Origin of the sequence: Pilosibacter fragilis (assembly GCF_032490495.1) — a bacterium.
GTDB lineage: Bacteria > Bacillota > Clostridia > Lachnospirales > Lachnospiraceae > Pilosibacter > Pilosibacter fragilis.
Genome location: NZ_JAVYJB010000005.1, coordinates 55,747 through 75,354, shown reverse-complemented (window position 1 = coordinate 75,354; position 19,608 = coordinate 55,747). Strand labels below are relative to the sequence as shown.

The 19,608-nt window shown below is 50.3% G+C and carries 17 protein-coding genes; 6 read left to right on the top strand and 11 right to left on the bottom strand.

Annotated elements, in window-relative coordinates; translation table 11 throughout:
• Nucleotides 1–48: 48 nt before the first annotated feature.
• From ABCW45_RS06100 to ABCW45_RS06080, 5 genes are all read right to left on the bottom strand, one after another.
• Nucleotides 49–1,275 carry an immunoglobulin-like domain-containing protein gene (locus ABCW45_RS06100; protein WP_343220474.1) on the bottom strand — a complete coding sequence of 409 codons (1,227 nt, stop codon included), beginning with the start codon at nt 1,273–1,275 and terminating at the stop codon, nt 49–51.
• Nucleotides 1,272–2,018, bottom strand: coding sequence for a type II secretion system F family protein (locus ABCW45_RS06095; RefSeq protein ID WP_343220473.1), 747 nt, complete (start codon nt 2,016–2,018; stop codon nt 1,272–1,274). The genes ABCW45_RS06100 and ABCW45_RS06095 overlap by 4 nt, the downstream gene beginning before the upstream one ends.
• Entirely contained in the window at nt 1,999–3,237 is a 1,239-nt protein-coding gene (locus ABCW45_RS06090; protein WP_015552885.1) for a TadA family conjugal transfer-associated ATPase, read from the bottom strand. The genes ABCW45_RS06095 and ABCW45_RS06090 overlap by 20 nt, the downstream gene beginning before the upstream one ends.
• On the bottom strand, nt 3,225–4,241 hold the full coding sequence (locus ABCW45_RS06085; protein ID WP_015552884.1) for a P-loop NTPase family protein: 1,017 nt from the start codon (nt 4,239–4,241) through the stop codon (nt 3,225–3,227). Before ABCW45_RS06085 ends, ABCW45_RS06090 begins: the two co-directional genes overlap by 13 nt.
• A gap of 94 nt (nt 4,242–4,335) precedes the next feature.
• Nucleotides 4,336–4,719, bottom strand: a complete 384-nt coding sequence (locus ABCW45_RS06080) for an A24 family peptidase (RefSeq protein ID WP_343220472.1) — start codon at nt 4,717–4,719, stop codon at nt 4,336–4,338.
• A gap of 563 nt (nt 4,720–5,282) precedes the next feature.
• Between ABCW45_RS06080 and ABCW45_RS06075 the strand changes: the two genes are divergently transcribed.
• The 4 genes from ABCW45_RS06075 (at nt 5,283) to glgB (ending at nt 9,312) form a co-directional block, all read left to right on the top strand.
• Entirely contained in the window at nt 5,283–5,618 is a 336-nt protein-coding gene (locus ABCW45_RS06075) for an ArsR/SmtB family transcription factor (protein ID WP_015552883.1), read from the top strand.
• 179 nt (nt 5,619–5,797) lie between these two features.
• Nucleotides 5,798–6,028 carry a YaaL family protein gene (locus tag ABCW45_RS06070; protein WP_117471201.1) on the top strand — a complete coding sequence of 77 codons (231 nt, stop codon included), beginning with the start codon at nt 5,798–5,800 and terminating at the stop codon, nt 6,026–6,028.
• A gap of 5 nt (nt 6,029–6,033) precedes the next feature.
• On the top strand, nt 6,034–7,371 hold the full coding sequence (locus tag ABCW45_RS06065) for an alpha-amylase family glycosyl hydrolase (protein ID WP_343220471.1): 1,338 nt from the start codon (nt 6,034–6,036) through the stop codon (nt 7,369–7,371).
• A 3-nt stretch (nt 7,372–7,374) separates the two neighbouring features.
• Nucleotides 7,375–9,312: a 1,4-alpha-glucan branching protein GlgB gene (gene glgB, locus ABCW45_RS06060; protein ID WP_117471193.1), complete on the top strand. Its 1,938-nt coding sequence runs from the start codon at nt 7,375–7,377 to the stop codon at nt 9,310–9,312.
• Between the two features lie 245 nt (nt 9,313–9,557).
• On the opposite strand, the gene ABCW45_RS06055 is transcribed toward glgB, so the two are convergent.
• The 6 genes from ABCW45_RS06055 to ABCW45_RS06030 all read right to left on the bottom strand — a co-directional run bounded on the left by ABCW45_RS06055 (nt 9,558) and on the right by ABCW45_RS06030 (nt 15,915).
• The gene (locus ABCW45_RS06055; RefSeq protein ID WP_117483844.1) at nt 9,558–9,917 is read right to left on the bottom strand and encodes a DUF1667 domain-containing protein; all 360 of its coding nucleotides are present in this window, start codon (nt 9,915–9,917) and stop codon (nt 9,558–9,560) included.
• A gap of 3 nt (nt 9,918–9,920) precedes the next feature.
• Nucleotides 9,921–11,189, bottom strand: coding sequence for an NAD(P)/FAD-dependent oxidoreductase (locus tag ABCW45_RS06050; protein ID WP_343220470.1), 1,269 nt, complete (start codon nt 11,187–11,189; stop codon nt 9,921–9,923).
• 17 nt (nt 11,190–11,206) lie between these two features.
• Nucleotides 11,207–12,643: an NAD(P)/FAD-dependent oxidoreductase gene (locus ABCW45_RS06045; protein WP_343220469.1), complete on the bottom strand. Its 1,437-nt coding sequence runs from the start codon at nt 12,641–12,643 to the stop codon at nt 11,207–11,209.
• Nucleotides 12,644–12,858: 215 nt separating this feature from the next.
• On the bottom strand, nt 12,859–13,572 hold the full coding sequence (locus ABCW45_RS06040) for an MIP/aquaporin family protein (protein WP_343220468.1): 714 nt from the start codon (nt 13,570–13,572) through the stop codon (nt 12,859–12,861).
• A gap of 188 nt (nt 13,573–13,760) precedes the next feature.
• On the bottom strand, nt 13,761–15,257 hold the full coding sequence (gene glpK / locus ABCW45_RS06035) for a glycerol kinase GlpK (RefSeq protein WP_343220467.1): 1,497 nt from the start codon (nt 15,255–15,257) through the stop codon (nt 13,761–13,763).
• Between the two features lie 88 nt (nt 15,258–15,345).
• A complete protein-coding gene (locus ABCW45_RS06030) occupies nt 15,346–15,915 on the bottom strand; it encodes a glycerol-3-phosphate responsive antiterminator (protein WP_343220466.1) in 570 nt (189 codons plus the stop codon).
• Nucleotides 15,916–16,591: 676 nt separating this feature from the next.
• On the opposite strand from ABCW45_RS06030, the gene ABCW45_RS06025 reads away from it, so the two are divergent.
• Entirely contained in the window at nt 16,592–17,287 is a 696-nt protein-coding gene (locus ABCW45_RS06025; RefSeq protein ID WP_015552872.1) for a response regulator transcription factor, read from the top strand.
• Between the two features lie 11 nt (nt 17,288–17,298).
• Nucleotides 17,299–19,593, top strand: a complete 2,295-nt coding sequence (locus tag ABCW45_RS06020; RefSeq protein WP_117471188.1) for a HAMP domain-containing sensor histidine kinase — start codon at nt 17,299–17,301, stop codon at nt 19,591–19,593.
• Nucleotides 19,594–19,608 lie beyond the last annotated feature (15 nt).

The window sequence follows — 19,608 nt, the reverse complement described above, 5'->3', positions numbered from 1 at the left end:
GCATTTTCCACCATGCAGCTAAAACAGAAAGGATCTTTTTTTCAGTCTCTACAGTGCCAAAAACGCCGGTGCCACCACCATGACCATCACAACCCCCAGCATGAGAAACATTGGGATCAGAAGCTTTGTGGACGCCTCCTCGCCTTTTCGGAGCGCAAGTTCTTTTCTCTGACGGAATGCCGTCTCCATCTCCTCCTCAAGAAGCCGCCTCAGATCTTTTCCTCCCGTACTCACACTGTTTCCAAGCAGGGACGCAAATTTTATATAGCATCCCAGACCGATCCGCCGCCCAAATTCCCCGTATGCCCGGATCTCAGGTGTCCCGGTCTCCATCTGGTTCAAGGCACTTCTCATCTCCCGATATACCGGATGAAGAAGCACTGTGTTTTTGCTTTCTGCATCCATGACCTGCTTTTTCCATGCCTGTCGGACCGGATAACCGGCCCCGGTCAGAACCACAAAGTTCAACAACAGCTCCGGATAATCCAGGATCATCCGGTCTTCCCACTGCTTTTTCGCTTCCTTGGCGTCACTCTTTTCCTTCAGGAACAGACACAGCGCCGCAGCGATCCCCAGAAAGATCAGTCCGCCGTTTCCGCCTCCATCTGCCGACCGATAATGTAAAGTTCTCCCGTCAAAAGTCTCGGGCAGCACCACCTGTCCTGTCTCCAGATCTTTCTTTGCAAGCTTCCCCAAAAACACAGCAAATGTTTCTCCCAGCGTCTCGGCTTCCGGAAACACCGTCACAGGGATCTCCACCCAGGTAACTGAGGATCCGTTCATAAGTCCTGCCCGCAGAGTCACCGTTTTCCCGCTCTCAGGCACCTCGGAGCCGATCAGTCCCATATCGCTCACGGTCTCTGGGGCCTCGGACTCCCATTCAACAGAAAGTCCATACTTTGCAATCGTCCTGGTAAGGTTCAGGTCACTCTGTACCTTCGAAAGAGACGAATTTTTCCCCAGTATCTCCCCCTCCAGGTACTCCACGATCCCCGGAAGTTCTTTCCGGACCTCCGCGTCTGACATTTTCCTCTCGGGAACCGTGACTTCCACCTGTTCCTTCCCGTTTTCCAGACCTTCCACCAGAAGCTCATACTGCCGGTCCCCGCCGCCATACTCATTTCGGACGAGAACTCTGTCACGGACAGGATCCCCTATTTCTCCTGCCGCCTCTGATAACCCGTAGAGTGCGAAACCAGAGAGCACACACGCCGCATACTTTCCATACTCTTTTCCGTATTCGTTCAACCTGCCTCTTCGCGACTTCTCTCTCATACTTCGATCTCCAGAAAATGATCGGCCAGCCAGCATGAAGCAAGATAGACTGCAAGGCAGACCGTCATCAGCATCCGCCCGACCAGCGTTGTATACAGGATCCCAAAGAATCCCGGTGACGTCAGCTCAATGTAGATAACGATCAGAACAGGAATCCCGCTCATGATCCTTTGCTCCATGCGTTTTGATGCCGTTGCCGTCAGGATCTCCTCCTGGATCCGGATCTTTTCCCCGATGATCTCTGCGGTCCTGGCGATGATCCGCATCAGTTCCCCACCGCTCTTTCTCGCCGCAAGAAACACGTCCGCAAAATTTTTCACATCGTCCAGGCCGCTTCTCGCCGCAAAGTCCCCCAAAGCATCCTCAAATGTCAGATTCATCCGGACCTTTCGCAGGATCAGCCGGATCTCCTTCGCGATCATAGAATCGCTCCCGTGGATCTCCTCCATTTCCTTTAAGCTCACCGCAAATGCATTCTCCACCGAATACCCTGCATTCAGCCCTGATGCCACCGCGAGGATCGCGTCCTTAAACTCTCCCCGCAGTTTTTCCATCCGCCTCTGCTTCAGCTTATTCTTTAAGGTCAGTGGAAACAGGATCCCTGCCGGAAAAATAAGCAAAATCAAAAGAAAACTCCGGTAAAACACATAGTCCAGCGCCGCTGCCAAAAGAATTCCTTCTGCCCCGTAAAGCACCCACTCCCTTCGGCTCAGCGTATACGTCTCATACTCGATACCCTGCAAGTCTGAGTTTTTCCCGGTGCTTAAGCGTTCCGATCTGCTCAAGACTTCCTTCCACTTTCCCTGTATTTCCGAAACCGTCTCCTGCTTTTTCCGCTTCACGGAAGGTAAACAGGGGATTGAGGATGATCTCGCCGTTTTCAAATCTGTCCACCTCCTCGATCGCCGTTACTTTTCTCGTCTTGTCCCGCATTCTTGACACATGGACCATAATGTCCACCGCCGACGCGATCTGGCTCCGGATCGCCGCCAGCGGCAGATCAGCTGCCATCAGCACCATAGTCTCAAGCCTGGACAGCATATCCTTCACACTGTTGGCATGTCCGCTGGAAAAGCCGCCGTCATGTCCTGTGTTGAGGCTCTGTAAAAGGTCCAGCGCCTCTTTTCCACGTACTTCACCGATAATCAACCTGTCCGGCCGCATACGAAGGGCCGCCCGGATCAGCTCCCCGATCCCAATAGCCCCGGCACCTTCCGCATTGGCTTCCCTCGTCTCCATCCGCACCAGGTTTTCGATGTGGTTTAACTGCAGCTCCGCTGCGTCCTCGATCGTGATCACGCGCTCACCGGGCGGGATAAACTCTGAGAGTGCATTCAAAAAGGTCGTTTTTCCCGCTCCGGTTCCGCCGCTGACGAAAATGTTGTACCGCGCAGCTACAAGTGTTTTTAAGAGGTCCGCGGCTTCCGGGGAAATACTTCCATAATCCAAAAGGCGTTCCATCGTCATTGGCTCCGGAAATTTCCGGATCGTCAAAATCGGACCGTTTAACGCTATCGGCTCCAACACCACATGAACTCGGGATCCGTCTGAAAGCCTGGCGTCCGCCAGCGGCATCGACGTGTTGACGATACGGTTCACACTGCTGACGATCTGCTGGATCAGATCTTCCAACTGCTCCCTGGATTCGAAAGACTTTTCCCACCGCCCGATCTTTCCCCCTGTCTCTACGAATACCTGGTCCGGCCCGTTCACCATGATCTCCGTCACCCTCGGATCGTCCACCAGCTCCTGCAGGATATCCAGACGTCTGAACGAATCAAAGAGTTCCCGGTGAAGCTTTAGGCGCTCCCCAAGTGTCTGCGGGAATTCCTCCGGCTGTTCCTCCATACAGACATCCATCCTCCGATCGATAAGCTCCGCGATCTCCTCGTCCGACATCTGCCGGTCATATGTCATCTCTGCCAGGATCTGCGCCCGCAGCATCTGTTTCAGCTGTCCCATAAGTTCCTCTGTCCTTTCAGCAGACTCCTCACAAAATCACCCATATCCCCCCACAGAAGTTCCTGGGGAAAATGCTCCATTCTTCTCCCGCCGGTCACCATCGGCACATGGATCTTCTGGATCTTTTCCATGACCGCGCCGTTTCCCACTGCCTCCAGGTATTCCTCAAACTCCCGCATTTTTTCTGCAGAAAACGGGTCCTCCCGGATCGGCGTGTAGATCACCTGGCATTTTTCCAGTAACGGCAGCGCATCCCGCCCGTAATCCCCCACATCGAGAACCAGCGTCGTATAATTTCCTTCCTGCAGGATCCGTTCCAAAAGATCCGCCATCTCCTGCACCGACAGCTGCGTATAGTCCTGTGGAATGCGGATCGGCGGGATCCACGCCATGTCCCCCAGATAATAGACGATAGAATTCAGCCGGATCACATGAAAACGATCCTGTTTATAGTAGTAGATGAGGTCAGAAAGATCACGTTTCCACCGCTCATTTAAGAGTCCTGTAAACCCCGTAAAGGTATCCAGTGTCACAAACAGGACCTTCTCCTCCTTAGCAAGGATCTGTCCGATTGCTAACGCCAGGCATGTCTTCCCGCATCTTCCGATGGGCGAGTAGACTCCGATGATCCGCCTGGACTGCCCCATAGCTCCAGCAGTATTGGGCCGGATCCCCGGAATCTCACTGTAGGCAGCCATCACCTCCCGGATAATATCGTCCCCGGATTGGAACTTATAGATCTCCTTTCCAGAATCCATCTGCTTCTCTGTCTCCTCAGACATATAGATCTTCTGGGCCGACGGGATTCCGGAAATATCCCCGGAATCCGTCCGTTCCCCCGAGAGCAGAACGTCGATCTCATGCTTTTTCGCGTACTCCGCCAGCTTTTCCTTTGAAGTAAACGCCTGGGCGGTAAAAACTCCCTTTTCCTTTCGGTTTACATAATCAGACAACCGTTCCGCATACCTGGTATCCGCGTCATAAACCGCTATCAGCTTTTTCATGTCTTCTCATTTCCTTTCCCCCGCCGGAATCAGACTCCGGCATACGTTCAATCAGACCGCTAAGCAGTCCTGTAAGATATGCGTTCCCGTCTCTTTACTGGATCAGTAAAAACAGACAGTACCCCGCAAACAGATACGGCCCCAGCCGTAAAAGACTTTCTTTTTCAAAATACCCCGGATATTCCGTAAGCCGCCCTTTCATTCCCGTCTCCACCGCAAATCTGGCGGCCCGCTCCATGCGATACCAGAAAGTTCCCTGTTTGATCATCCGGTAAGACGCCGCTACAGCAGCAAAGACCATTCCAAGACCAATTACAAGCACGCCATCCCAGACTCCCAGAAATCCAGTGACTACTCCCATAAGCTTGATATCCCCCGCGCCGATGGTCCGGCACAGGAAAAACGGGTAAAAGACCGCGCATGTCCCCACAAACCGCAGGATAAATGATCCAACCTCGATAAACGCCAGAGTCACCAAAGGCTGCGCCCCCGACGACTTGTTGCTTTCTACAAAAGCAAGGACTATTCCAGCCGCGATCCCTGCTATGATCTGAATGTGAAAGATCTTTCCTTTCTTTCAGTCTGTCACCGCTGCGGACAGCAAAACTGCAAACAATACCACGATAAGATCACCTCCCGCACAGCCATCTTTTCCAATCACCTTCCCCGGAGAACAGAATTCTCCCGAAAGGATCAAAAAAGAGCCTTTTCCCAGTTACTGCAATTCAAAAATCAATACGTTAAACGGATTTCATGCCCTGAATCCGGGCATCCGGCGAAGCTGCCGGTCATACATCTGCTATCTAGAAATGAAGAACTCATTTCTGAATGTGCCCCTATTATCTCTGAATTTTGGCCGAAAGTCAATTTCAGTTTCGTAAAATCAAGGTGCCATTTTTCGTCAAATTTTACCAAAAAATATTATGTCACCCATCATTTTCCAGAAATGTTGAACAATTCATTGACGCAATTCAGGAAAAATGGTAAAATGCAATTAAGTTTAAATTTTTAAACCAAAACATTCCGGAAAGGAGAGAATTCATGATCTCAGAAAATCTTCTGGGCGATATCTTTGAAGAGTGCATTCCTTTATTTATTGCGCTCGGTGACCGAACAAGACTGACGATCCTGCAGTGTCTCTTTGAGACACAGACCACTGGTGAAGGACGGATCCCCGGCTTAAATGTCAACGAGATCACGGACCGGACAAGTCTCTCCCGTCCAGCTGTTTCTCACCATTTAAAGATTTTAAAAGATACCGGCCTGATCGATGTTTTAAGAAAAGGCGTGTGCAATTATTATTATCTCACAAACAAAAGCGCCATCGACAAGCTCGGTCGTCTGAAAGAAGAGCTTGAAAAATATCCGGAATCCTGAATATTCCGGGTGAATGATCCTCATACTACCAATTACAGAAACTTCTGGTTTTCTCCACAGACAGACGCGCCGCGATCCGGCAAAGCCTATCTGTGAACAAAATTCGGCAAAACAGCCTTCGGCCGCCTGAAACAGACTGCTGTTGGCACTATCCGTAAAGGAATTGGGGTATGATATTTATGTTTTTTTCGAAAAAAAATGCTTCCAAACAGGCTTACCGCCGGGAAACAAATGAACTGAAGCGCCAGATCGAGCTCAGCAAAACGGCGATCTTATCCGCCCAGAACCAGTTCGAACAGGTCGTTGACCCGACCTTAGTCGACTGCTATATCTATGAGCTGAACGCCGCGCAGCTCCGGTATCAGTTTCTTCTCCGCCGCCTGAAAAAACGGGAGCTTCAGGAGGTCTGATAACCATGCATACCTGGTACGAACAGGCTGTCTTTTACCCTATTTATCCCCTTGGACTTTTGGGGGCAGAAAAAACAAACACGCTCACAGAGACCGCCCACCGGCTCACGGAGCTTGAGTCCTGGATCCCGCATATCAGCGACTTAAATGGCTCCGCGATCTACATCGGACCGCTCTTTGAGTCCTGCACCCACGGCTACGATACAAAAGATTTCCGTCTCGTGGACCGCAGACTTGGTTCCAACGAAGATTTTGCCCGTTTTGTGCGCCTCTGCCATGAAAACGGAATCCGCGTTGTGGTGGACGGCGTCTTCAACCATACCGGACGTGAGTTTTTCGCTTTCCAGGATATCCGCGAAAAGCGGGAAGCTTCCCCGTATAAGGACTGGTACCGCGGCGTAAACTTCGGCTGGGGAAGCCCTTTGGGTGACCCATTCGGCTACGAGGCCTGGCAGGGACATTTCGAGCTCCCCTGCTTAAATCTCCGGAACCCGGAGGTCCGCCAGTATCTGTTTGACTCGATCCAGTTCTGGGTCGACAACTTCAATATCGACGGGATCCGCCTGGACTGCGCGAACGTCCTGGATTTCGGGTTCATGAAAGAGCTCCGGGAAAAGACCTCCGCCATGAAACCTGATTTCTGGCTCATGGGCGAGGTGATCCACGGCGAATATAACCGCTGGGTGAACCCGGAAATGTTGCATTCCGTGACAAACTATGAGCTTCACAAGGCGCTCTACTCCGGTCACAATGACCACAACTACTTTGAGATTGCCCACAATGTGCGACGTCTGGAGGCGGTGGGAAGATCGCTTTACACCTTTGTGGACAACCACGACGAGGACCGGATCGCAAGTAAATTAAACAACCTGGCAAACCTGTTTCCGGTGTACCAGCTTCTCTTCACTCTCCCCGGAATTCCTTCTGTCTATTATGGAAGTGAGTGGGGAATTGAAGGAAAGCGTTCCAGAACATCCGATGAGGTCCTTCGCCCGGCACTCAACCTGTCTGACATGCTTGGAAAAGCTCCGGAGCTCGCGTCCCACATCGCGGCACTCGGAAAAATCCACACAGAAAATGACGCGTTCCACAACGGCTCCTACAAGGAACTTCTCCTCACGAACCGCCAGTATGCTTTCAGCCGGTCCGGGGAACATGGAACCGTGATCTCCGCTGTCAATAATGATGAACAGCCGGCATCCATCTCGATCCCGCTGCCATGCGCAGCCTCAGATGTTGTATCCCTGCTGCCCGGAGAGATCCCATTCTCCCTCGAAAACGGCAGACTTTCCGTCACGCTCCCGGCAAACGGCGGCGCGATCTTTAAACTTCAGGAGGTTTAAGTGATGACAAGAACAAAGAAAACCACAGCTCCTGCCAAAACAAAGGAGATCGGTCTCGGTTTCATCACCGAACTGGACCGGTATCTCTTCGGACAGGGGACCCATTATAAAATCTTCGAAAAACTTGGTGCACATCCAAAGACTTATAAGGGGAAAGCCGGAATGTATTTTGCCGTCTGGGCTCCCCACGCAAAGGCCGTCGGTGTTGTGGGCGATTTCAACGGCTGGGATCCGGACGCCGCACCGATGTCCCCGTTAGCTGACTCCGGAATCTACGAGGCGTTTATTCCCGGCGTCGGTCTCGGAGAACTCTATAAATTCGCGATCACCACACAGGAGGGAATGATCCTGTTCAAGGCTGACCCGTATGCGGTCCATGCGGAATTCCGTCCGGGAACCGCTTCTATCACAGAAGACATTAACGGCTTCAAATGGGATGACGCAGCCTGGATGGAGACAAGAAAAAAAGCTGATCCTGTGAAATCCCCGATGGCAATCTACGAGGTCCATCTCGGTTCCTGGCGCAAGAAAGACCGTCCACAGAAGGAAGGTTACTATACATATATGGAAGCTGCCCACGAGCTGGCTGATTATGTAAAGAAGATGGGCTACACCCACGTAGAACTCATGGGAATTGCGGAACATCCATACGACGGTTCCTGGGGCTATCAGGTTACCGGCTACTACGCGCCGACTTCCCGTTACGGCACTCCAAAAGAGTTCATGTACTTTGTGAACTACCTCCACAAAAAAGGGATCGGTATCATCCTTGACTGGGTTCCGGCCCACTTCCCGAAGGATGCCCACGGACTTGCCGACTTCGACGGTCAGCCGCTCTATGAATACGCAGATCCGCGAAAGGGCGAGCACCCGGACTGGGGCACAAAGGTCTTCGATTACAGCAAAAATGAGGTCAAAAACTTCTTGATCGCTAACGCCCTCTACTGGGTAGAGAACTTCCACGTTGACGGTCTCCGCGTAGATGCCGTTGCGTCCATGCTGTATCTGGATTACGGCCGCAGCGACGGAAACTGGGTTCCGAATAAGTACGGTGAAAACAAGAACCTCGAGGCTATCGAGTTCTTCCGCCACTTAAACAGCGTACTCACCGGGCATCTCACCGGTGCCATGATGATCGCCGAGGAGTCCACCGCATGGCCGGGTGTCACAAAACCGCCGGAAGAGGGAGGTCTCGGCTTCACCTTCAAGTGGAACATGGGCTGGATGCATGATTTCCTGGAGTACATGAAACTGGATCCATATTTCAGAAAATTCAACCACAATAAGATGACATTCGGCATCACCTACGCCACCAGTGAGAATTATATCCTGACGCTGTCCCACGACGAGGTCGTTCACCTGAAGTGTTCTATGATCAACAAAATGCCGGGCTTAAATGGCGACAAGTTTGCGAACCTGAAAGCCGGATACACCTTCATGATGGGGCATCCGGGAAAGAAGCTCCTGTTTATGGGCCAGGATTTCGGTCAGTATCATGAGTGGGATGAGAAAGTTTCCCTCGACTGGTATCTCGCCGACGAGCCTCTTCACAAAGACCTGCAGAAATATTACAGCGACCTGCTGCATGTATACCAGAAATATCCGGCACTGTGGCAGCTGGATTCCGACTGGAACGGTTTCCAGTGGATCAACGCCAACGACGGTGACCGCAGCATCTTCAGCTTTATCCGCCGTGACGAGACGGGCAAAAAGAACCTCTTATTTGTCATCAACTTCACGCCTGTTGCCCGTGATGATTACCGGGTAGGCGTTCCGAAATCCGGAACCTACTCCCTGATTCTGGATTCCGGGCATGGGCTCTACAAGCGCGGCGAGCATGCGTTCTCCGCCCGCTCCAAGAAGCGCGAGTGCGATGGCCAGCCATACTCCTTTGCGTATCCGCTGCCGGCATACGGGGCTGCGATCTTTAAATTCAACTAAAAATATATGTTTTGCAAGTAACATATCCGTCCTGGATCCACTAAAAACAGATTCAGGACGGATGTTCTGATTTTCACAAGCAGCACACCCAGATACATATTTCAGGAAATTTTGACGCATGCAGCTTTGTTGCAATTTCCCACATAAAAAGGAACTGCCCGACTTCCATTCTCCTCAGAAAACGGTAAGCGGACAGCACCTCAATCATCACCTATATTTCTTGCATTTATTGACCTTACTTACTCTTACTCCACGTTCTTCGTCGCCACAACATCAACTCCCGTTCCGGCAACGTCCTTCATGATCACATCCCCGATATGCACCGGAGCAGCAACCTCGACTGTCTTTAACGCTTTCACACAGTCAAAGATCTTTCCCTTCGGGATATCTTCTTTCGTCTTCACCGACACCATGTCGATACTTCCGCCGGATACCCGCACTGTGGAAGTCACGATCCTCGTCGGGTTTGTCACTTCTTTCCGTCCATAGATCTCGCCGCGCTTACAGGTATTTCCCGTCACGCTTACGACATCACCGCCGTCCATCGTTACGACAAGAGGACAGCCCATCGGACAGCCGATACATGTTAATCTTCTTTCCTCCATCGTCTATGCCTCCTCGATTTTGACCGTGATCGTCTCAAGATCCGGATATTTCAAAAGATCTGCCTTTTTGAGTTTCAGTTCCTCCATCTCCCCCGGTGCCACGACCGGACGTTTTCTGTGGATCACACGCTCGTCACCGAAATACGCGCTCACATAGCAGTTCTTATAAACACCGCCCACGCGGAAACGGACGGTCAGCTCCTCGTCCATTCTCGCCGGATCGATGGTTCCCGGAACTGTGTAGCGCACGCCTTCGATCGGATTTAAGACGATCTCATGTCCGCCGGACGGACGGTTCTCGCCTTGTTTTACATAGACCGCCGCGTTTTTTCCGGCGATCGCCGCTTCCTCGGATACAAAATCCACGAGATCATGTACATGGAGCACATTTCCGCAGGCGAAAACACCTTCGATGTTCGTCTCCAGGCTCTCGTTGACCTTCGGACCGGATGTCACCGGGTTCATGTCCACGCCCATTCCCCTGGATATCTCATTCTCCGGGATCAATCCGACGGAGAGAAGCAGCGTATCACAGCTGTATTCCTCCTCCGTTCCCGGGATCGGCTTTCCTTTTCCGTCTACCTGCGCCAGCGTAATTCCTTCCAGCCGTTCTTTTCCTCTGATGTCTACAACCGTATGACTTAACTTCAGCGGAATTCCGTAGTCATCGAGACACTGGACGATATTTCTCTTTAAACCGCCGGAATAAGGCATCAGCTCCGCGACAACCTTGACTTTCGCGCCCTCAAGCGTCATACGTCTCGCCATGATGAGACCGATATCTCCGGATCCCAGGATCACGACTTCGCGTCCCGGCATATATCCCTCAATGTTTACAAGTCTCTGGGCCGTACCTGCAGAGAAGATTCCCGCCGGTCGATATCCCGGAATGTTCAAAGCGCCTCTCGACCGCTCTCTGCATCCCATTGCGAGGATCACAGCCTTTGCCTGGATCTCAAAAAGACCTTCCTCCCGGTTCATGGCCGTCACGATCTTCTGCTCACTGATGTCCATGACCATGGTGTTCAGCTTGTATTCAATGTTCAGTTCTTCCGCCTGTCTGATAAAACGCCCCGCGTATTCCGGACCCGTAAGCTCTTCTTTGAAGGTGTGGAGTCCAAATCCGTTATGAACACACTGGTTTAAGATTCCGCCGAGTTCCCGGTCACGCTCTAAGATCAGGACACTGTCGATCCCGTTCTTCTTTGCGGAGACTGCTGCTGCAAGACCCGCTGGTCCGCCTCCAATGATCACAATATCATACGTTTTCATGCTCTGACACCTCCCTCTTATAACGAATCCTTATTGATGCCTTTGACGATCTGCGAGTTTCCGCCGGATTTCGTGATCTCGAACATGCTCTTATGGCACTCTCTCGCAAGGATCTCCATAGTTCTCGGGGAACAGAATCCTGCCTGGCAACGCCCCATTCCGGCTCTCGTTCTGCGTTTCACTCCGTCTAAAGATTTTGCACCTAAAGGTCTTCGGATCGCATCGATGATCTCGCCTTCTGTGATCATCTCGCATCGGCAGATAATATTTCCATATTCTGGCTTTTCTTTAATTAACTGGATTCGTTCTTCCTTACTTAAAGTATTCGGATTCAGAACACCTTTTCTCGTCGCGATGAAGTTCTCTTTTTTCTTGAGATCCATCTTCTCTTTCAGGATATCCGCCACCATCTCGCCGATCGCAGGGGAGCTTGTCAGGCCCGGAGACTCGATTCCTGCACAGTCGATAAAGCCTTTCGCGTCCTCCAGCTCACCGATCAGAAATTCATGTCCGTCCTCATGGGCACGGAGTCCGGCGAAGGAAGTGATCACCTGACGCATCGGAATGTTCTTCACATTCATCTCTGCCTTTGTGATAACTTCATTTAAGCCCTCTCTCGTAGTATTGGTTCCCTCTTTATTCTCAATATCGATCGCTGTCGGTCCCACTAATAGATTTCCGTGGACCGTCGGAGTCACAAGAACGCCTTTTCCGTATTTTCCGGGAAGAGCAAACACCGTATGGCTCACATGATTTCCGGCAGTTTTATCGAGCAGACAGTAATCTCCACGTCTCGGGGTGATATGGATCTTCTTTTTGCTTACCATATTGTGGAATTTGTCTGCATAGACACCCGCCGCGTTCACGACATACCGCGTCTTATACGTGCCCTTGCTTGTCCGGATCTCCCAGCCGTCTTCCACCGGTCTTAAGTCGGTGACCTCCGTATCAAAATGGAATTCTACTCCATTCGCGTTGGCATTCTCCGCCATAGCGATATTTAAGTTAAACGGACATACGATTCCGCCCGTGGGTGCGTAGAGAGCTGCGCATGCCTCGTCGGAAATATTCGGCTCCATCGCCCGGAGTTCTTCCCTGTTTAAGATCCGAAGATCCGGTACTCCATTTGCAATTCCCCTTTTATATAAAGTTTCGAGACCTGACATCTCGTCCTCATGCAGACATACTACCAGTGAACCATTTCTTTTGAATGGGAAATCCAGATCCTTCGACAGTTGTTCCATCATTTCATTTCCGCGTACATTGAGTTTTGCCATCAGGGAGCCTTCCGCCGCGTCATAGCCTGCATGGACAATAGCGCTGTTTGCCTTGGAAGTACCGCAGCAGACATCCTCTTCTTTCTCCAACACGCAGATCTTTGCCTGATACCGCGACAATTCTCTCGCAGATGCCGCCCCGGCTACTCCTGCTCCGATTATGATCACATCATACATTTACCGTTCACTCCTTTACATCCTGTCTCTTTTAGAAGTTTTCCGCCATTTCTGCCGTTTTTGCAGATCCAGCGATGTTCCGGTTTTAAGAGAAAAGAGCCTGCCAAGTAAACGCATACCCTTATGCGGTTATCCTGTCAGGCTCTCTCATCTCATGCCATAATTATCTGATTGTTAAGCTGTACTGCACCGGGCACAGCCCTCTGTTTTTTATCCTACCACGGGATCGCTCCATAAAGGAGAACCGCCACGATTGCGCCGATGATCGGTCCAACGATCGGAACTACAAGACCGTAAGAGAAGTTGGAATCGCCTTTGCCCTTGATCGGAAGGATTGCATGTGCAAGACGAGGTCCTAAGTCTCTTGCCGGGTTGATCGCGTAACCGGTAAGTCCGCCGAGGGACATACCTACGGAAACGATGATTCCAAATACAAAGAGTTTATCAACACCTGTTGAAAGACCAGTTACATTGCCGATACCTTTGATCGCGAAAACGAGGATAAATGTACCGACTGCTTCGCTTAAAATATTTAATCCAGTGTTCGGGATCGATGGACCTGTACAGAATACGCCAAGCTTTGTTCCCGGATCTTCTGTAGCGTCAAACTGTCCCTTGAAGAGCAGGTAAACGATCGATGCGCCGACAAATGCACCTGCCAGCTGTGCGATCACATATCCGGGCACCATAGACCATGCGAAGCTTCCCTCTACCGCCAGTGCGATCGTGAGCGCCGGGTTGAAGGACGCGCCGGAAGCTTCTCCGAAGATAAATGCCGGTACCAGAACCGCAAGGCCCCATGCCAGTGTGATCTGGACAGCTCCTGCACCTTTCATTCCGGACTTGTTAAGGTTTACGTTTGCAACAACACCATCACCGAGGATGATAAGCATCATGGTTCCAAGAAACTCTGCAATATAAGGCAGCATAGAAAATCCCCCTTTTTGTTGTTTTAGGCATCTCCGGCTTTCGTTCCCCTCAAAAGCCGGAGATAGTTTTCTGCTTTTTCAAAACTTTCTGATTTGTTCCTGTAACTTCGGATAATGATTTCCATTCAAGTCCATTTTTTACAAGCCGTACGTCTTACCCAAAACCTTTTCCTCATTTAATATATGGTTTAATCTTCTTTTGCCCAGCCGTAAGCGTATTTCACAGCCTTATTCCATCCCTTGATCCTTTTTTCTCTCTCAGCAGCCTCGATCTTCGGCTCAAAGGTCTTATCGATCGCCCAGTTCTTGATAACGTCTTCCTTGCTGCTCCAGTAACCAACCGCGAGACCTGCAAGATAAGCGGCACCCATAGCGGTTGTCTCTACACACTGCGGACGGTTCACCGGTGCGTTGATGATATCGGCCTGTGTCTGCATTAAGAAGTCGTTGGCACTTGCGCCGCCGTCAACCTTAAGAGCCGCAAGCTCGATACCGGAATCCGCCTTCATCGCTTCCAGAACATCGTTTACCTGATATGCGAGGGATTCCAGAGTCGCACGGATAATGTGGTACTTATTGACACCACGGGTGATTCCTACGATCGTTCCGCGCGCGTACTGATCCCAGTGCGGAGCTCCGAGACCTGTGAATGCCGGTACAACATAGCAGCCGTTCGTATCCTTTACTTTCTTTGCCATGTACTCGGAATCCGGTGCGGAATCGATAATTCTTAACTCATCGCGGAGCCACTGGATCGCAGCGCCTGCAACGAAGATAGAGCCCTCAAGTGCGTAGTTGACTTTTCCATCTAAGCCCCATGCAATTGTTGTAACAAGACCGTTCTTTGAGAAGATCGGCTTCTCACCGGTGTTCATCAACATGAAACAGCCGGTTCCGTATGTATTCTTCGCTTCACCAGGATTGAAGCAGGTCTGTCCGAACAGTGCGGACTGCTGGTCACCAGCAGCTCCTCCGATTGGGATCGGTCCGCCGAGGTAAGACGGATCTGTCTCGCCGTAAATGCAGCTTGACGGCTTCGGCTCCGGAAGAATACACTTCGGGATATCGAGTTCCGCCAGGATCTCATCATCCCACTGTAAAGTATTGATATTGAAGAGCATTGTACGGGACGCGTTGGAATAGTCTGTAACATGAACCGCGCCCTTTGTAAGTTTCCAGATCAGCCATGTCTCAACCGTACCGAATAACAGCTCGCCCTTCTCCGCTCTTTCTCTCGCGCCCGGTACATTGTCAAGCAGCCATTTTACCTTTGTGCCTGAGAAGTATGCATCGATCACGAGGCCTGTTTTCTCTCTGAACTTGTCGGTCAGGCCTTTTTCTTTTAAGGTGTCGCAGTATTCCGATGTTCTGCGGCACTGCCAGACGATCGCGTGATGGATCGGCTCTCCGGTATTCTTATCCCAGACGATCGTTGTTTCACGCTGGTTCGTGATACCGATGGCCGCGATATCCGACGCGGTGGCACCGATCATATTCATTGCCTCTACAGCAACCCCCAGCATACTTGCCCAGATCTCGTCTGCATCGTGCTCTACCCAGCCCGGCTTCGGGAAGTACTGGGTAAACTCTCTCTGCGCTACACTGCACATCTCACCTTTTTCGTTGAACAGGATACACCTGTTGCTGGTTGTCCCCGCGTCGAGTGCCATTACATACTTTGCCATACCAATTCCTCCTTCAATATAGTTTTTCCCATGCTTTATCTCAACTGCCCTTTTCCCGGCATTGAAACAGCTTGTGTTATCATTCTATTCACAGCTTCCAGACTTCATGATTCGTAGATGAAACTGCCATCGCTCCCGCTGAGAGGGCGCTCATAACGGATTCTTTCTCGGAGATCAGTCCACCCGCGATGATCGGCGCTTTCGACACCTTACACATCTTTGAGATGACCTGCGGCATGATTCCCGGAAGAACCTCGATATAATCCGGCTTCACCTGATGCTGCTGCTGTCTTAAATTTTCATACGCCATGGAATCCAGTAAAAAGCACCTCTGGACCGTTATGAAATTCAGTTCATTTCCCCTTCTGATCAGTGGGACCTTTGTACTAATGATCCCATCTGCCTCTGTCGACATTTTAATGAAGTCCACCACGACCTCCTTGCTGCTTAAACCCACGATCAGGTCTACGTGTACGATCACGATTTTTCCGGCGTCCTTTAAGCGTTTTACGATCGTCCGGATCGTACAGATATCGCCGAACAGGACAAATACCACGCGTATCTCTTCTATGGAACAGCAAAGCTCCAGATCATCCATGTTTTTGATCGCTGCGATGATCGGGTTTTCTTCCAATGCATGATAAAAATAACGTTTCACTAAACTTTTCTCCATTTCTCAAAAAGAAAAGGAGCGCACCAAACAACAGCTAATCGTTAGCTGATCACATTTTGCTCTCCTATCACGGCTTCTTTTTTAAGTTAACTCAATCATAACACATTGCACAACTATTATCAACCTTTTCACGGTAAAATATGTATTTTGTACAAATCTCACAAAGTTTTCTATATTTTTTTATTATTTTAACCTCTTGCGTGATTATTTATCCCTCGCTTTCACAACATTATACACAAATTTTTGCGTTCATATTTTTTTACCTATTCCACTGCATCAAATCGCCGCGTCGTACCAAAAGCTTTTCTGAACTGAAATTTTTGTACAATACAGTAACACCTTTGTTACTTTTCATGGGTAGGAATTTTCTGAACTAAAAATTCCGTATGATACCGTTATGGCCGCGGATTTTGCCGATTCGGAATGCGAAGCATCGGCAAAATCCTGTTACAGTGCGCGGGCATGGAGTATCCGTGTACTATAACACTCCTTTACATCTCTACATAAAAATTTAAGAACGTTCCTTATGTTTTTGCGTCATTTTTATGCTATACTGGATTATGATATATTTTTTTCTTTGATTTGATTTTTTTGTAACTGGAAACATGATCAGTTACGATTTTTCATCTTTTATTATGTCTGATATGAGGAGGAATCGATTATGCCAACCATTCTCGTCTGCGATGACGACAAACAGATCGTAGAGGCGATCAATATTTATCTGACCGGCGAAGGTTTCAATGTAATTAAGGCCTACGACGGCTACGAAGCACTGGAGCTTCTGGAGAAGAATGAAGTAAACTTAATGATCGTGGATGTCATGATGCCGGGTCTCGACGGAATCCGCACCACACTTAAGGTCCGCGAAACCAGCAGTATCCCGATCATCATCCTCTCCGCGAAATCCGAGGATACCGATAAGATCTTAGGGTTAAACATCGGCGCTGACGACTACATTACAAAGCCGTTTAACCCATTAGAACTCGTAGCCCGCGTGAAATCCCAGCTCCGCCGCTACACCCAGCTCGGCAATTTGAACCAGCAGGGCAGCTCCCAGGTCTACAAGTGCGGTGGACTGATGATCAACGATGAGAACAAGGAAGTTACCGTCGACGGAGAGCCGATCAAGCTGACACCGATCGAATACAACATCCTGCTTCTTCTCGTAAAGAACGCGGGGAAAGTTTTCTCTATTGATCAAATTTATGAAAAAATCTGGAATGAAGACGCAATTGGCGCGGATAATACCGTTGCGGTCCACATCCGCCACATCCGCGAGAAGATCGAGATCAACCCGAAAGAACCCCGCTACTTAAAGGTAGTCTGGGGCGTCGGCTATAAGATCGAGAAACAGTAAGGAGAGTCCAGATGGCAGAAAAAAAGACAAACTCATTCTTCAAGCGTCTCGTCGGCTTCCTTCACTTTCTCTTTGCCTGCGTGACACTCGTGGGGATCGGGTTCATGTATTTAAACAGCAACTACGGGCGCGGTCTGGACTGGATCAAAACGGAGACCTTCGAACAGTCCCCGGATTTCAGCAAAAAGGTTCAGGCGGATATCACAAATATCTTTGATTATGTCCAGTATCAGGATATTTTTGAATCCAACGGCGAGGTCGACTACTCCAAGATCGTTCTGGAAGTCACCACGGGACCTGGCGGTGAGAAATCCTATACTCTGGACGATATTATCCAGTACGGAAAATCTCTGGGCTACTACATGGACGAGTCCGACAATTACGCGTTAAAGGGCGGTCCGGAGACGCTCTCCGAGGAAGATCAGGAACAGGTCTATGTCCGCTACCGCTGCTACCAGTCTGAGGAAGACTTAACGAGCCCGGATCAGTCTTTCTCGACGATGCCGGATCTGATATATGAGATCTTAAGGCGTTTCTCTTCCTACTACTCGATCTATTCGAGACTCATGAGCGACTTTACGAATCTCTATTTCCGCGTGGCGTACTACTCAAAAAATAATGCGATCTATGAGATCCATACCAACGCGCCGGAGATGTCCAACGATGACATTATGGCCATGGGAAGATATATCTACTATTCCGGAGACTCCAACGACCTTGCGGTCCGGACGAACTTCGAATCCAACTTTCCGAGTATCCCGGCGCTGATGTCGAAAAATAACCCGTACAACGGCAACAGCTACTATGTGGTCATCGGTCTCGACACATCCTATAAGGCGAACGATGACTATGCTCAGGCATATACCGCCTATAATAAGTCCCGCGTGAATTTCTCCAACGGACTTTATATTACGATCGCGGGACTTGCCGGTTCCCTCGTGACCTTCGCGTTCCTTCTGTTCCTGTCCGGACATGCGTCGATCTCTGACCGGACCATCACGCTTTACCCGTTTGACCGGACAAAAACGGATTTCATGCTGCTCCTGATGGCATTCGTGTCCTACCTCTGCATCCACATCATGGCGCCGGTGACATCAAAGCTCCTGCACCTGGTAGTGACATCAGATTACTGGGACCGCGCGAACCTGCTGGTGGCCTTCGGATACCTGTATTTCTGCGTCATCCTGACCTTCTTCAGCCTGATCCGCAGATACAAGGCGGAGACACTCTGGAAGAACAGCTTTCTACATGATCTTACAGAAACACTCTCCGAGAGCACGTTCCGCTACCGGATCACAATAGGCTTTGTGCTGTATCTTGCATACAACGTATTCATGATCACCGTGGGGGCATTCATGATCTTCCATCATGAAAATTCCGTTTTCCAGTTCATGCCGTTCATCTTCGTGATGATCGCCTGGATCGCCGGAAACCTTCTGGTATTCTACTTTATCTACCGGAATGCGGACCAGACGGACAAAATCCATGCCGCCATCGAAAAACTCGCCTCCGGGGAGACGAGCTACAAGGTGGATGTCAATGATTTCTCGAGTCTGGAGGCGGAACTCGCCGAAGGACTGAACCGTATCAGTGACGGTCTGGAGACAGCTCTTGCCGAACAGGTAAAGAGCGAACGCCTGAAGGCCGACCTGATCACGAACGTGTCCCACGATATCAAGACACCGTTGACCTCCATCATCAACTATGTGGACCTCATCAAGCGCCAGCACATTGAAGACCCGACGGTTCAGAAATATCTGGAGGTTCTGGATCAGAAATCCCAGAGGTTAAAGACACTGACCGAGGATCTTGTGGAAGCTTCCCGCGCAAGCTCCGGAAATATCAAGCTGGAGATCACGAATATCGATTTCGTGGAGCTCGTCCAGCAGACGACCGGAGAATTTGAGGAAAAATACGCGATCCGCCATCTGGAGATCGTCAACACACTTCCGAACGAGGTCATCATGATCGAGGCAGACGGACGAAGGCTATGGCGTGTCCTTGAAAACCTCTATAATAACGCTTTCAAGTACGCGTTAGAGGGAACCCGCGTCTACGTCACGATCGAGGACCATGGCGCCGACGTTGTGTTCACGATCAAGAATGTGTCCGCGAACCCGTTAAATATCAGCCCGGATGAGCTCACCGAGCGTTTCGTCCGCGGTGACGTCTCCCGAACCACCGAGGGAAGCGGACTTGGGCTTTCCATCGCGAAAGACCTGACAACTCTTCAGGGCGGAAAGTTCGAGCTGATCATCGATGGCGACCTGTTTAAGGCGCAGATCACGTTTCCGATCAAAAACTAAATAGCTTCTTATAAA